The following is a 14,325-nucleotide window of genomic DNA, read 5'->3' on the forward strand; positions in this document are numbered from 1 at the left end:
CTCCCGGATTGGAAGGGGGACTGGAAGATGGTGGGGTGGGCAGGCGGCTGGGGGGCCTCGATGCCGCCTGACGCTTGGGGAGCTGAGCCCACCCCGTCCCCCTCAAAGGGGGATGAGGTTAGAGGATCACAAGCCGACCATCAGGCTGGCGCGAAGCGACAGGGCGGCGCGGCCCTGCTGTTCCTCGGCGCCCGCCTCCGCGCCGATGCGGAAGCCGTTGCCGCCGCCGGCCACGCGCAGCTTGCCGACCCAGCCGTTGGTGCGCTGTTCGGGATCGAGGGTGAAGTCCGCGCCGCCGGTGAAGTGCGCGGTGGTCGACCCGAGCGATCCGCCGACCAGCTGACGCCGACCGCCTTCGAGCTCGACGCGGAACCAGCCCGAATCCTCGTTATAGCCGCCGAAGTCGAAGCCCGCCGCGACGGTGCCGGTCAGCGCCAGCTCGTCGCTCTTGCGGCCGTCGACGATCAGGTTGAACGCATCGCCGCCGCCGGTCTCGGTATAGGCCTTCTCCTTGAGGCGGTAATAGTCGACCGCGCCGGCCGGGCGCAGGCTGAACGACCCCATCTGGATCGTGTAGGACGCGCCCGCCGCCGCCGAGACGACGGTGCCGGTCCAGTTGCCCCTGGCGCGGCGCTCGACATTCTCGTTGCCCGCCGCGGTGCCGGTGAAGACGCGCTTGCCCTTGAAATCGACATGCGCCCAGGAACCGCGCGTCCAGCCCTGGACCGGACCCCAATTACCGCGCCAGTAAGCCGCGACTTCATATTGGCCCGCATCGACGCTGTTGTCGGTGCCGCCATCGGCGTCCTTGCCGGCCAGATAGGCGAGCGACAGGCCGACATTACCGAGCCCGGTCTTATACTCCGCGCCGGTCGCGATGCCCCAGCCGGTGATGTCGTAGGAGGCGGTGTCGCCGATGCTCTTAGAGGTGCCCCAGCCGACCTGCTGAATCCAGTAGCCCCAATTGCCCTGGTCGGCGAAGGGGGCGTCGGGATCGGCGAGGAAGCTGGCGGTGGCGCGCGAGCCCATCGTCACCGTCTCGAACGCGCCGCCGGCATGATCGGGCAGCATCTGGCGGAGCTGGCGGCGAAAGGCGTCGCCGTCGCTCTGGGCCAGATAGACCGCGCCGACCTTCGCGTCCTTGCCGAGCGCGGCGTAGATCGCTTCATAGGCCGAGGCCTGCGAGCGGTTGAGCCCAAGCTCCGTCGTGGTCTTGCGCGCGACGGTGACGGCGATCTCGGTCGGCGCGGTCGAGGTCACGGTGCCCTTGAACATGAAGGGCAGCACCGCGCTTTCGGCCATGATCGGCGTCGGCAGGCTGACCGAGCCTGCCTTGACGAAGGTGTAGGTGCCTTCCGCCCCGCTCAGTGCGCTGAGATTGACGATCACCTTCGCGCCGCCCGCGATGCTGGCGTTGCCGGCGACCTGATAGAGCGTGTTGGTGCGGGTCGCGGTGTCGACGCTGACGACGAGCGTGCTGCCCCCGGCGACTGCGAGCGATGCGATCGACGCGGTGGTCTTGCCGATGTCGAGCGTGCCGCCGGCGACCGTGACGGCGGTTCCCTGCGCGTTGGTCAGCGCGCCCTTATACTTCGCCGATCCTGTGAGGTTCAGCTTGTCCGCGCCGCCGCCGAAATTGATGTCGCCGGCATAGGTGGAGGCTCCGCCCAACGTGACGATGTCGTTGCCCGCGCCGAAGACCGCCTTGCCCGCATAGGCGGCGTCGCCCGAGAGCAGGAGCTGGTTCGCGCCGCCACCGAAGCTGGTGTCGCCGGCCATGCTGCCGTCGGCGATGTCGAATATGTCGTTGCCGTTGCCGAAGCGCACGTCGCCGGTGATCGAGGGGGCGGCGACGCCGCTGGCGACGACCGTCTGGCCCACCCGCGTGCCGGTGCTGTTCGCGCTCAGGTCGATCGCGATATTGTTGCCCGCCGATGCGCCGGTCGCGGAGATGACGCCGCTGTTGTTGATCAGGTCGACCTCACCCGAACGGTCGAGGATCGCGACGGCGCTCGCGCCGTTGGCCGAGGCGGTGCCGCCCGCGGTCGCCTTGATCGTGCCGCTGTTGGCGATCTCGGTGGTGAAGCCGCCCGCATCGATCTGCATCGCCACGGTGCGCGCGTTGGCGGTGTTGCTGCCGAGCGCCTGGACGACGCCGGAGACCTTGACGACGGGGACCGATGCGCCGCTGCCGATGCGCATGCCGGTCGCGCTCGCGCCGGTCGCGGTGACGGTGCCCTTGACGCTCATGCCGCCGGCGATCGTCACCGCCTGGCCGAGGCCGCCGATGACGAGGCCGTTGCCGTTGACGCCAGGATAGGTGCCCGCGCCGCTGACCGTGCCCTCGATGACGAGGCCGTGGCCGTCGCCATTGCCGCCGACCGCGCCGAGCGCGACCGTGCGGGTCGACGAGCCGATCTCCAGGCCGGCAGCCGATCCGAAGGAGGCGATGTTGCCGGTGCCTTCCTTGGCGTCCTCGATGCCGTCCTTGTCCTCGTCATTGTCGGTGGTGCTGGCATCCTTCGGTGGGACCGCGACGATCACGCCGCCCGCGACATTGCCGGCGATGCGCACGGCGGGGCCGCCCTGAAGCAGATCGTCGGCGTCGAGCTTCGACGTGTCGGTGGGAACGGTGGTGGTGCGGTAGCCGGTCGAGCTGATCGAACCCTGAAGGACGAGCGCACCGCCGATATTGCCCTCGACCGAGACGGCGGTTGCGGCCTGGCCAGTCGCGGTGACGGTTCCGGCGATGCGCACCGCGCCGCTCACGTCGCCGGTGCGGACGCCGACCGAGCGATCGCCGGTGACGGCGACGGTGCCGTCCTGGGTCAGCCTGCCGGTGAGCGGACCGCCCAGCTGGATGCCTGCGGAATCATTGCCCTCGATCGTAATCGCGCCGCTGTTGACGACGTCGCCGGTGAAGGCACCGGCGGTGCGGATGCCGAAGCGCCCGGATCCGGTGGCGAGCGGTCCGTCGAGATCGCCGTCCTTGTCGGCATCGGCCGGGGCATAGGTCTCGTCGAGGATGATCTTGCCGCTCGCGGCGTTGGTGATCGCGCCGGTGACGCCGGCCTGGCCGAGAATCCCGGTCGAATTGTCGAGATTGCCATATTGGATCGTGCCCTCGTTGATCACCTTGTTGCTGGTGTCGAGGATCACCGCGCTGCCCGCGATGGTGGGGACGACCGAACCGGCCGAGGTGATCTTGATATCGTCGGCGGCGCCCGCCTTGATCGTCGCGGTACGGATCGTCGCGGTGCGCTTGTCGGTCACGGTGGTTTCGGCATGGGCCGGCACGGCGATGATCGCGGCAAGGCAGGTGGTGGCAAGCAGATGGCGCATCGGTAAGTCATTCCCTTTCGTGGCGGGGAGGTTTCCCTCCCGCATGTCTGGGAAGACGGGGACGTTGGTGGGGAGCCTTGAAAAAACCGGATGAACCTTTTCGTCATTCCAGCGAAAGCTGGAATCTCAGGAGGTTGTCGGTGCGCAGGAGCCTCACGAGACCCCAGCCTTCGCTGGGGTGACGCATATTCGGATTTAGAAGGACGTATCCACGCCGAGGCGGATCGTGCGGGGTCGCAGCGGGGTGATCTGGCCGCCACCGGTCGTCGCGAAGGGGGTGCCGAGCGCGAAGCGGTTGCCGATCGCGTCGGTCAGGTTGGTGACGCTGAGGCTGACGCCGAGATCGGGCCGGCCGATGCGCGCGGTGATCGCGGTATCGAGATAGTCGCCCTGCAGGTCGCCGAGGATCGGACCGATGCCGAGCCGCGACTTGCCGATATAGCGCGCCCAGCCATTGACGCGGAATTCGAGCGCCGCGTTGATCGGCAGGCGATAGTCGACACCCAGGCGCGTCGTGAAGCGCGCGACGTTGGGGATGCGGGTCTGCCCGCCGGTCTTCGCGCCGGTGACGTCGCTGACCGGGGCCGCCGCAAGGGTGAGGAGCAGCGCGGCCGAGGGATCGGTCACGCGGCTGTCATTATAGGTCGCCGCGACATCGAGGGTGAGCCCGCGCAACGGCCGCCAGCCGATCGCCGCGCTCAGCGAATAGATGCGGCCGTCGCCGATATTGTCGGTGCTGGGCAGCCCGCCGGCATCGATGAAGTCGGCCTGGATATTGTCCCAGCTGGTATAGGACAGGCTCAGCGACAGATCGACCGGATCGCGGCCGCGCGCGCCGTAGCGCAGGCCCGTCTCCATCGTCGAAACCTTGTCGTTCCGGAAGCGGCGGACGAAGCCGCTTTCGACCGCGAGCCCGCCGGGCCGGAAGCCCTGCTGATAGCGGGCATAGACGAGCAGCCCGGGCACCAGCGCCGCCGATACCGAGGCGGAGGGGAGCAGCCGCTTCTCGGTACGGCTGGCGATGATCGCGGCGCGGGCGGCTTCGATCGCGGGCGAGAAGCTGGGCAGCGGATCGTCCGCGCCGCCGCCGAGCCGCGAGCGGGTGTAGCGCGCGCCGCCGGTCAGGGTCAGCCCGCGCACCGGCTCGACGCTAGCTTCGCCGTAGAGGGTGAGCTCGCGCATGCGGTTCGACACGCCGGTGACGGCGACGGGCATGCCTACCGGCCCCAGCGACCGTTCGAGATCGGTGCGGTTGCGGGTGTAGCTCGCCCCCAGCACCCAGCCATAGCCATTGCGGCTGGGCCGCCACAACCTGTTCTCGGTCGCGAACATATGGGTGGCGTTGCGCTGGCGGAACTGCCGCTCGCCGATAGCCGCCATCGTCGCGTCATAGCGTTCGTCGAGATGCTGGCGGATCAGCCCGGTCGACGACAGGAAGGAGATGTCGTCCCAGCGTTTTGTGACGACGACCTCGCCCAGAGCATAATCGGCGTCGAAGCCGCCGGGCAGCCGGCTGGCGCGGTTCAGCCCGCCCAGGTTGCTGTCGGCATATTGGCTGTCGCGGCCGTGATTGTCCTGATAGATCCCGCCGAGATCGACCGTCCAGCCATCGCCTGCATCGACGCGCAGCGTGGCTCGGCCCCCGGCGATGCGGGTGCGGTTGATGTCCTTTTTCCGCCGCCAGACATCGTCGATATAGCCGCCTTCGGTGATGCCATAGCCGACCGCGCGGATCGCGACCCGATCGCCCACCACCGGCAGGTTGATCATTCCGCCGAGATCGCCCGAAGGATCGCCATGTGCGGTGGCGGAGAGGCCGCCCGAGAGCGCGCCGGCGGTCTCGCCAAGCGTCGGCGCGTTGCGGACGATGCGGATTACCCCTCCGAGCGAGCCAGCGCCATATAGCGTGCCCTGCGGTCCCTCGAGAATCTCGACCGACTGGATGTCGTAGAGGCGCAGGTCCGGGTCGGGGGCGTTGTAGGTCAGCCGCATGTCGCCGAGATACTGGCCCACCGTCGCCTGGGTCGGCCCGGTAAAGCTCGAATCGGCGATGCCGCGAATGAACAATTTGTTGCGTCCCGCACCGAGATGGGTCGACGACAGGCTGGCCACCCGCGCGAGGATCGACTCCATTCCCTGCTCGCCGCCGAAGCTCAGGTCCGCGCCGTCGAGCAGGCTGACCGACCCGGCGAAGTCGCCCAGCCGGGTGTCGCGCTTCGACGCGGTGACGATGATCGCCTGACCCTCGTCATCGGCCTCGTTGATGATCTGCTGTTCGACTGTCGCCGCGGCCTTGCGGGCGGGCGCAGCAAGCGCGGCAGGGACGATGCGGAAGCTGTTGCCGCCGAGGCTGACGAGCCGACCGCGGCTGCCGCGCAGCAGCCGGCGCAGCGCATCCCCGGCGCTCATCCGGCCCCGGATCGCGCCGACCCGCATCGACCAGATCGTGCCGTCGGCGACGCTGACGCTGGCCCCGCTCTGCGCCGCCAGGGCGGCGACCGCATCGCTGAGCTTGCCGGCAGGCAGATTGAGCGCCGCCGTCTCCACCGCATGAATCGGTGCGGCGGCGATAAGCAGCGATATGCTGGCGAGGGCGAAGCGCTGTCTCACTGATGATGTGGTGCGAGAACCCACTCCTGCCCGCTCTTGCGGACATCGACGTCGAGCAGCGGCGCGAGGCGGACGATGTCGTCGCCATCGGCGAGGCTGAGCACGCCGCGGAAGCGCTGCCCGGCGACGCGCGGATCGGCGCGCACCGTCTGGCCCGACCAGCGCGCCAGATCGGCCGCGACCTCGGCCATCGTCTGACCGTCATAGATCAGCCGCCCGTCCTTCCAGCCGGCCACCGCCGCCGGGGCGACCGTGCCCAGTGCGAGCTTCGTGTCGCCGTCGCGGGCTTGCAGCGTCTGGCCAGGATCGAGGCGCACCGCCTCGCTGTCGGGATTGTAGATCACCGCACCCTCGGCGACCTGGACGGCGGTCGCGCCCTTTTCGCGCAGAACGTTGAAGCGGGTGCCGACATCGATCAGCGTCGCATCGCCGACCGCGACCTTAAAGGGTGCATCTTCGTTATGGATGACATCGAACAGCGCCTCGCCACGCTCGAGTACGGCATAGCGGGCGTCGCGGCGATTGAGCTTGATGCTGGTGCCGCCGTTGAGCGCGATCTTGCTGCCGTCTTCCAGAGTGATCGTGCGGCGCATGCCGGGCGCGGTCTCGATCTGGTAAAGCGACGGCTGGCGATCGATCATGCCGATGCCGACCAGCGCCGCGACCGAGGCTGCGATCGCACCGCCCAGCCACGCGCGGCGGGTGAGCGGCCTGCGCTCGGGCATCGCGATCAGCGGCCGGGGCGGGGCGGTCTTGAGCAGGTCGCCCATGTCCTCGTCCGCCGTGGCGAACCGGTGATAGACGTCGGCATGCGCGGGGTCGGCGGACAGCCAGGCCTCGAAATCCTCCCAGCCGTCAAAGCCGGGATCGCGCATGCGGATCACCCAGTCGAGCGCCGCGGTTTCCATATCGTCCCTATCCTCAGCCATGAAAGCGGCTCCCGGAGTCAGTGACGGAGTCGATTGCGCTATCCCTCATCGAAACTCTTCCTCAGGTCGATCAGCGCGCGATAGGCGCGGCGCAGATCGCTTTCGACGGTGCTCAGGCTAACCCCGAACTCGGCGGCGATGTCGCGCTGGCCGACGCCGTCGATGCGGTGGCGGCGGAAGATCGCGGCGGGCCGCTCGCCCAGTTCGTCGAGCGCCGCCTGGGTGAGGCGTAGCTGTTCGCGCGCGATCAGACGGCGTTCGCTTGACGGATCGTCCGACCGGCCGGGCAGGGTCGTCGCCGCCTCGGTCCAGTCATGGTCGCGCTTGGTGGCCTGTTGCTGCGATCGGTAGCGGTCCAGCATCAGGTTGTTGGCGGCGCGATAGAGATAGGACAGCGGCTGCGCGATCGGGCCCGATCGCGCAGCCGACAGCTTGATCCACAATTCCTGCAACAGATCCTCGGCCGCGTCGCCCGCGCCATGCGCACGCAGGAAACCGAGCAGCCGGTCGCGGTTCGACAGGAAGACGGCCTCGAGGCCGGTGCTGCTCATGTCCCCTCGCTCAACCCCTTTCGCGGCTTCGGTACCGCGGCGCTTTACACTCTGGGGCGTTGCCGTGCCAACCACTTCGTGGAGTTCGCAGCGCCCGTTGGTCCAGACGGGGACGAGTCCGAAAGTCCTTGGCCGGGCCGGTCGACATTCGACGATCCAGACATGGCTGAGCGCGGGCGCGGGAATGCCGACAGCGGGTGCGGTCGCAACAAAATTGTCATCAAGCGGGCCTAGCGCTGTCTTCTTTCGCCGGGCGTTGGGGCCATGATCCATATGACGCAGCCGCCACAGCGCTATCCGGCGGAGCCCGGCCTGATCTGGGGTTTCGATCTTGGCGATGGCGCGGCGCATCCGATCGAATATTGCGACGGCGAAGGCGAAGGCTTTCGCTGGCTGCATCTCAGCCTTGCGCATCAGGGAACGACCGGCTGGCTCGACCGGCTGGATGCGCTGCCCGAGGATGTCCGCGACATGCTGCTGTCACCCGACAGCCATCAGCATGCGCTGGTCGACGATGGTGTGGTCGGCTGCGTCCTCCATGACTTCGAGCGTGATTTCGAGCAGACCGAAGCCGCCCGGACCGGGGCGCAGATCGGCGCGCTGCGCTTCGCGCTGATGCCGCGGCTGATGATCACCGCCCGGCTCCATCCGATCCGCTCGGCAGATATCGTCCGGCACAAGCTGGCGCGGAGCGCGGGGATCGAGGAGCCCGCCGAGGCGCTCGAATTGCTGATCGGCACGATCGCCGGTGGGATCGCCGCCGTGGTCCGCGAACTTGGCCTCGACGTGCAGCGGATCGAGGACGCGCTGCTCGACGGGCGCGATCCGCCAACCGCACGCGACCTGATCGGCATTCGCCGCCGCCATGCCCGGGTTCATCGCATGCTCGACGGGCTGCGCGCGGTGTTCCGCCGTCTCGAAGGCGATGAGGACCTGCCCGGCGCGATGATCGCGACGGTCGAAAAGCTGTCGCAGCGCATCCAGGCGCTGGGCGCGGACTCGCTCGGCGTGCAGCGTCAGATCCTGCAACTGCGCGAGGAGATCGACATTCAGGTCGACCAGCGGACCAACCAGAACCTCTACATCCTGTCGATCATGACCGCGCTGCTGCTGCCCGCGACCTTCATCACCGGCCTGTTCGGGATGAACACCGGCGGGCTGCCCTGGGCGCAGAGCGGGCATGGCACGCTGCTGGCGACGATGCTCGCACTAGGCACAGCGGGGGCGACCTATATGTTCCTGCGCTTCATGGGGTTTATGCGCCGATAGCTTTTGCGGACCGATCCGCCGCACATCGGCGTCATTGAATCCTACCCTTCAGTAGCGCTCAGGCACGTACATGCCCTCGGGCACCGGATGGCGCTCATAATCGGCATGGCGGACACGGTCGGGCAAGACGACGGTGGGTTTGGGCACATCCTCATAGGGGATCTGCTCGAGCAGATGGGCGATACAGTTGAGCCGCGCCTTCTTCTTGTCGACCGCCTCGACCACCCACCAGGGCGCCTCGGGGATGTGGGTGCGCTCGATCATCGCTTCCTTGGCGCGGGTGTAATCTTCCCAGCGCCGTCGCGACTCGACGTCCATCGGTGACAGCTTCCACTGCTTCAGCGGATCGTGGATGCGCATGTGGAAGCGGAACTGCTGTTCCTCGTCAGTGATCGAGAACCAGTATTTGAGCAGGATGATGCCCGAGCGGACCAGCATCCGCTCGAACTCCGGCACCGAACGGAAAAACTCCTCCACCTCATCCTCGGTGCAGAAGCCCATGACCCGTTCGACGCCCGCGCGATTATACCAACTGCGGTCGAACAGCACGATTTCTCCAGCTGCGGGGAGGTGCTGGGTATAGCGCTGGAAATACCATTGGGTGCGCTCGCGCTCGTTCGGCGCGGGCAGCGCCGCGACCCGGCAAACGCGGGGGTTGAGACGTTGGGTGATCCGCTTGATCGCGCCGCCCTTGCCCGCCGAATCGCGGCCTTCGAACAGGACGACGATCTTGAGGCCCTTATGCTGGACCCAGTCCTGAAGCCGGACCAGTTCGTGTTGCAGCCGGAACAGTTCGCGGAAATAGACGCGCCGTTCGAGTTGTTCCCGGTCCGGGTGGTCCTCCATGTCGGCGAGCATCGTTTCGAGGCGAGTCTCGTCGATTTCCATCTCCAGCTCCTCGTCGAAGCTGTCGGCCAGTTCGCGCCGGATGCGATCGACCTGAGCTGTTTCGAAAAGGGACATGAAATCTTCGCCTTGCTGACCGGGGATGCGCCAGAATGCGGTAATCCGGTTACAGGGCGATGACGCCGTTTTCACAAGACGGTCCATAACGGAGAAAAGCAGCGATTGTTTCCGCCTCGCGACACGCTTAACTGTCAGTGGGGCCGTTGCGAGGGGGGAAATCATGCATAGCGAGATTCGGAGCTACCAGGCCGATGGTCTTCGGATGGAGAGTCATCTCTATATCGATGACAGCGGCAAGGAGCGGCGTCCCGCTGTGCTGGCCTTTCCCGAGGCCTTCGGCCTGGGTAAACATGCCAAGTCGCGCGCGATGCGCCTCGCGAAGCATGGCTATGCCGCGCTGACACGCGATCTCCATGGCGAAGGCAGACTGCTGTCGGGGATGGAGCAGGTGACCCCCTTCTCCGACGGAATCTTCGGAAAGGCCAGCTAACCGCCATGGCGGATGCATCGAAAGGCAGCGCGGCAAGACTGCGGCGGGAGGCGGCCAAGGCGCGGCTCCTCGCGCACAATGCCCGCGACGACGAGGAGCGCGAGAAGCTGACCGCCATGGCGGCCATGTACGATCGCGAAGCGCAGGCTATCGACGCCGCGCTGAACGGGCCGGGTTGACGCCGGCGCTTTTCTCCAGACATCTCTTATGGTGGCCAACAGCGCCGGCGACCGCTAAAAGAGCGAGCATTGGGGGGGGGCGTTGATTCCGTGATGTGGCTCCGTGTAAAGCAGATGCCGTGCTGATCGAGCGCATCCGCCGCGCGATCACGGGGGTGCCCGTCGCGCGCGAGGCGATCGTCTCGCAGATCATCACCCGCACCCTGCTCATCGTTCTGCTGATGGCCGGCCTTGTCGCCACGTTCGTCTGGGTCGCCGCCCGCACGTCCGACGAGCTTTCGATCGAGCGGCAGCAGCATGTCATCGCGACCGTGCTCGAACAGAATTTCCGGGCGATCGCGCATGACCAGGAAGCGGCGACGGTCTGGGACGACAGCGTCAGGGAGCTCCGCGCGCCACGGCGCGACGCCCAGTGGCTGGACGACAATCTGGGTATCTGGTTTCACAGCTATTATGGCCATGACGAGATATTCATCGTCGATTCCCGGGACCGGCCGATATATGCGATGCGCGGCGGGCGGCGTTACGATCCCGCCGCCTATGCGCGCTCGATCGGCTCAGCCGCCGACCCGCTGATCGCCGAACTCCGCGCGAAGATCCGCAACGGCTTCAACGTCCCGAAAGCGACTTCGGTGCTTAGCCCCGGTGCGATCGACCTCGGCACGATTCAGGGGCATCCCGCGATCATCAGCGTTAAGCCGGTGGTCAGCGATACGGGAGAGATCGTCCAGAAGCCCGGCACCGAATATCTCCACATCAGCATCCGCTATCTCGACGGCAGCTTCGTCGCCGATCTCTCACGGCGCTATCAGCTTGCCGACGGCCATTTCGCCTCGTCCCCACCAGCCGATGCGGACCTGAGCCGGGTAGCGCTGCGTACTCGCACCGGCACGCTCATCGGCTATTTCATATGGACGCCGTTCCGGCCCGGCACGGTGATGCTGGGGCAGGTCATGCCGGCGCTGGTGGTATCGCTGCTGCTGATGTTCGGGACGATCGCATGGTTGCTGCGCCGGATCAGCCGCAGTGCTCTTCAGCTGAGCGCGGCCAAGGTACATGCCCAGCATCTCGCCAATCACGATCCGCTGACCGGGCTCGCCAATCGCGCGCTGTTCGATCGGCAGCTGAGCCTTGATCTCGCCAGGGTCGGTGCGGGCGGGACGTCGCTGGCGCTGCTCTATGTCGATCTCGACCACTTCAAGAACGTGAACGACCATCTCGGCCATCCGACCGGCGACCTGCTGATCTGCGCGCTGGCGCGGGTGCTGGGCCATGTCGCGCCGAACGATCTGGTGGCGCGGCTCGGCGGCGACGAGTTCGCGATCATCCATATCGCCGACAATGCGGCGAAATCGGGCGAGCGCCTCGCCCGCGCGATCCAGAAGGCCCTCGCCCGGCCGATCGACCTGGGCCATGGCGAGGTGCTGATCGGCGCGAGCATTGGCCTCGCAGTCGCGCCTGCCGATGGCATCGATCCGGTCGAGCTCGTCCGCAAGGCCGATATCGCCCTTTATGACGCGAAACATCGCGGCCGCCGCCGTCACAGCTTCTTCACCGAACCAATGGGCGAGCGCATCCGCGAACGCAACGAAGTCGAGCGCGAGCTGCGCGAAGCGATGCGCACCGGCGCCGGCCTCGATGTCGTTTACCAGCCCTTCTTCGCCGCGCAGGGCGGCGAGCCGCTCGGGGCCGAGGCGCTGATCCGCTGGAACCACCCCACCCGCGGCACGGTGCTGCCCGACAGCTTCATCCCGATCGCGGAGGAATGCGGGCTGATCGAGACGCTCAACGAATGGGTGCTCGAACAGGCCTGCTTTACCGCCGCGCGGTGGCCCACCGGCACGATCGCGGTCAACCTGTCTGCGGTGCAACTGCGCAACGTCACGCTGGCCGAGCGGGTATATGCGATCCTCAAGCGCACCCGCCTGTCGCCGAGCCGGCTGGAACTGGAGATCACCGAGACGAGCTTCCTCGAAAGCAGCGAGAAGTGCCGCAGCAATCTCGGCTGGCTCCGCGATATCGGTGTCCAGATCGCACTCGACGATTTCGGGACCGGCTATTCGTCGTTCAAGCATCTGCGCGGTTTCGATATCGACCGGATCAAGATCGACCAGAGCTTCGTCGCGTCGATCCAGCTCGGTCAGGGCGGTAGCCCGGTGATCCAGGCGATCGTCGATCTGGCGCGGGTGAGCGGCCTGACGACCACCGCCGAAGGGGTCGAGACCGAGCAGCAGCGGCTGTTCCTGAAGAGCATCGGCTGCGACGTACTGCAGGGCTTCCTGCTCGCCGAACCGATGAGCGCGCGCGACGCCGAGGCGCGATTTGCGGCGGCGTTAGATAAGTAGCTCGTAAAACTCGCCGCGCATGCAGTGGTTCGAGGCCATGGCGGAGCCATAGCCGCCGGCGTTGATCAGCGCGATGCGGTCGCCTTCTGCGAGGGGCGGCATCGGGTGCTCTTCGGCCCACAGGTCGAGCGCCTCGTTGATGTTGCCGGCGATGGTGACGGGTTGCCAGGCGGTGCGATCGGCGTCGGCATCCGCGATGACGCAGGCGATAGGCTCGCAGGGCAGATCGTAATGGGCGGGTTCGGGGTGGAGGTTGAAGCCACCGTCGACCGAGACGAACAGGGTGTCGCGCTTGCGCTCGACGCCGGTCACGTCGAGCAGCAATATCCCGGCGTCCTTGACGAGATAGTCGCCCGGCTCGACGGCGATGGTGAGGCCGCGTCCGTTCGATCTTTTGGCGCCGAAGTGGCGGGCGATGATCGCGGCCCAGCGGTCGAGATCGAGCGGCGCGTCGCCCGCGCGGTGCGGGAGGCCGAGGCCGCCGCCGATGTTGATGGTGTGGACCTGTGGCGCATCGGCGAGGAAGGCACCGACCGCACCGACCGCGCGTTCCCAGGCGTCGAGCTGTTGCGACAGATAGCCGCAGCCGACATGGAAGTGCAGCGTCGTGATGGTCAGCCGGTGCCGCGCCGCGAGCGCCAGCGCCTCGGCCCATTGCTCGCGGTAGATGCCGAACTTGGTGGTGCGTGCGCCGGCATAGGTGAGCCGGTCGCTGTCGCCATAGCCGGTGCCGAAGCCGGGATTGATGCGGATTCCGATGGCGCGGCCCGGGGTCCGTTCGCCGATGCGGCGGATCTGGCTGAGCGAATCGCAATTGATGTGGAGATCGGGCTCGGCGAGCAGCCGGTCGAGATCGCGGTTGGCGACGCCTGTGCCGGTGAAGCTGATGTCGCGCGCGGCGAAGCCCGATGCGAGCGCGAGATCGAGCTCGCCCGGCGAGCATATGTCGATGCCGATCGCCCCCGTGCCGGACAGCATGCGGAGCAGCGGCGGGAAGCGGTTGCACTTCATCGCATAATAGAGGCGATGATCGCAGCCCGATGCGGCGAGCGCGGTGCGCAGACGGGCGAGATTGGCGCGGATGCGGGTTGCGCCATAGAGGAAGAGCGGGCGATCGTAGCGGCTGGCGAGCGCGGCGGCATCCTGCCCCGCGAAGATCAGGCGGCCCTTGTCATGCCGCAGGTCGTCGCGCGTCCACCAGTCAGTTTGCATCGCGCGCGGCAAGCCAGCCAAGACCCTCGTCATTGGGATGCTCGGCGCTGCCGACGATCCAGCCGCGGCAGGTGGACGCCTGGCACCGGCAGGCGAATTGCCGGTGGAGGCGGTGTTCGGTCCCGGCATAGTCGATCGTAACGATGTCGTCGGGCGCTATGTCGCGCAGCGCCACGACGGTGAAGGCCGACATGTCGAGGCGCGCATTCGGCGCGCAGCCATGGCTGAGATAGCCGATATAGCGGGTGCCGCTGATATGGCGGCTGGCGTCGACCTGAAGGCTGTGCTGGCAGATGTATTCGCTGACGACGCCGGCGAAACGATGAACGATGCCGCCCGCCGGAAAGGCGCGGCGCGCGCGCACGCCCAGCCCACGCAGATCGTCGAGGTGAACCACCTCGAGCGCTTCGTCGTCATCCTGTTGTGCCGTTGCCCTGTCCGGCGCAGACGTCATTGCTTTGCCCCTTCGCAATGTCCGCCGCTCTACGCGCA

The 14,325-nt window shown here is 67.2% G+C and carries 11 protein-coding genes; 4 read left to right on the forward strand and 7 right to left on the reverse strand.

All coding sequences use genetic code 11. The annotated features are described in order from the left end of the window. Positions 1-126: 126 nt before the first annotated feature. The 4 genes from WP12_RS07760 to WP12_RS07775 all read right to left on the reverse strand — a co-directional run bounded on the left by WP12_RS07760 (position 127) and on the right by WP12_RS07775 (position 7,432). A complete protein-coding gene (locus tag WP12_RS07760; RefSeq protein WP_046193143.1) occupies positions 127-3,342 on the reverse strand; it encodes an autotransporter outer membrane beta-barrel domain-containing protein in 3,216 nt (1,071 codons plus the stop codon). Between the two features lie 195 nt (positions 3,343-3,537). Then, entirely contained in the window at positions 3,538-5,952 is a 2,415-nt protein-coding gene (locus WP12_RS07765) for a TonB-dependent receptor (RefSeq protein WP_046193144.1), read from the reverse strand. Next, positions 5,949-6,881 carry a FecR family protein gene (locus WP12_RS07770; protein WP_235399036.1) on the reverse strand — a complete coding sequence of 311 codons (933 nt, stop codon included), beginning with the start codon at positions 6,879-6,881 and terminating at the stop codon, positions 5,949-5,951. The genes WP12_RS07765 and WP12_RS07770 overlap by 4 nt, the downstream gene beginning before the upstream one ends. Positions 6,882-6,919: 38 nt before the next feature. Beyond that, on the reverse strand, positions 6,920-7,432 hold the full coding sequence (locus WP12_RS07775; protein WP_046193175.1) for an RNA polymerase sigma factor: 513 nt from the start codon (positions 7,430-7,432) through the stop codon (positions 6,920-6,922). A 264-nt stretch (positions 7,433-7,696) separates the two neighbouring features. On the opposite strand from WP12_RS07775, the gene WP12_RS07780 reads away from it, so the two are divergent. Further along, on the forward strand, positions 7,697-8,701 hold the full coding sequence (locus WP12_RS07780; RefSeq protein ID WP_084691031.1) for a transporter: 1,005 nt from the start codon (positions 7,697-7,699) through the stop codon (positions 8,699-8,701). A gap of 48 nt (positions 8,702-8,749) precedes the next feature. On the opposite strand, the gene ppk2 is transcribed toward WP12_RS07780, so the two are convergent. Continuing rightward, a complete protein-coding gene (gene ppk2, locus WP12_RS07785) occupies positions 8,750-9,664 on the reverse strand; it encodes a polyphosphate kinase 2 (protein ID WP_046193176.1) in 915 nt (304 codons plus the stop codon). Positions 9,665-9,827: 163 nt separating this feature from the next. Between ppk2 and WP12_RS07790 the strand changes: the two genes are divergently transcribed. The 3 genes from WP12_RS07790 to WP12_RS07795 all read left to right on the forward strand — a co-directional run bounded on the left by WP12_RS07790 (position 9,828) and on the right by WP12_RS07795 (position 12,621). Further along, a complete protein-coding gene (locus WP12_RS07790) occupies positions 9,828-10,097 on the forward strand; it encodes a dienelactone hydrolase family protein (protein WP_152663932.1) in 270 nt (89 codons plus the stop codon). Positions 10,098-10,102: 5 nt separating this feature from the next. Continuing rightward, complete coding sequence (locus tag WP12_RS25240) at positions 10,103-10,276, forward strand: hypothetical protein (RefSeq protein WP_160299193.1); 174 nt, start codon at positions 10,103-10,105, stop codon at positions 10,274-10,276. A 119-nt stretch (positions 10,277-10,395) separates the two neighbouring features. Next, on the forward strand, positions 10,396-12,621 hold the full coding sequence (locus tag WP12_RS07795; protein ID WP_052730273.1) for a putative bifunctional diguanylate cyclase/phosphodiesterase: 2,226 nt from the start codon (positions 10,396-10,398) through the stop codon (positions 12,619-12,621). Here the strand turns inward: WP12_RS07795 and WP12_RS07800 are convergent. Both WP12_RS07800 and WP12_RS07805 read right to left on the reverse strand, forming a co-directional pair. Then, entirely contained in the window at positions 12,610-13,833 is a 1,224-nt protein-coding gene (locus WP12_RS07800) for a diaminopimelate decarboxylase (protein WP_084691038.1), read from the reverse strand. The genes WP12_RS07795 and WP12_RS07800 overlap by 12 nt on opposite strands. Further along, on the reverse strand, positions 13,823-14,287 hold the full coding sequence (locus WP12_RS07805) for an SET domain-containing protein-lysine N-methyltransferase (protein WP_046193148.1): 465 nt from the start codon (positions 14,285-14,287) through the stop codon (positions 13,823-13,825). Before WP12_RS07805 ends, WP12_RS07800 begins: the two co-directional genes overlap by 11 nt. Between the last annotated feature and the right edge of the window lie 38 nt (positions 14,288-14,325).

The sequence above is a fragment of the Sphingomonas sp. SRS2 genome, from assembly GCF_000971055.1.
Taxonomy (GTDB): domain Bacteria; phylum Pseudomonadota; class Alphaproteobacteria; order Sphingomonadales; family Sphingomonadaceae; genus Rhizorhabdus.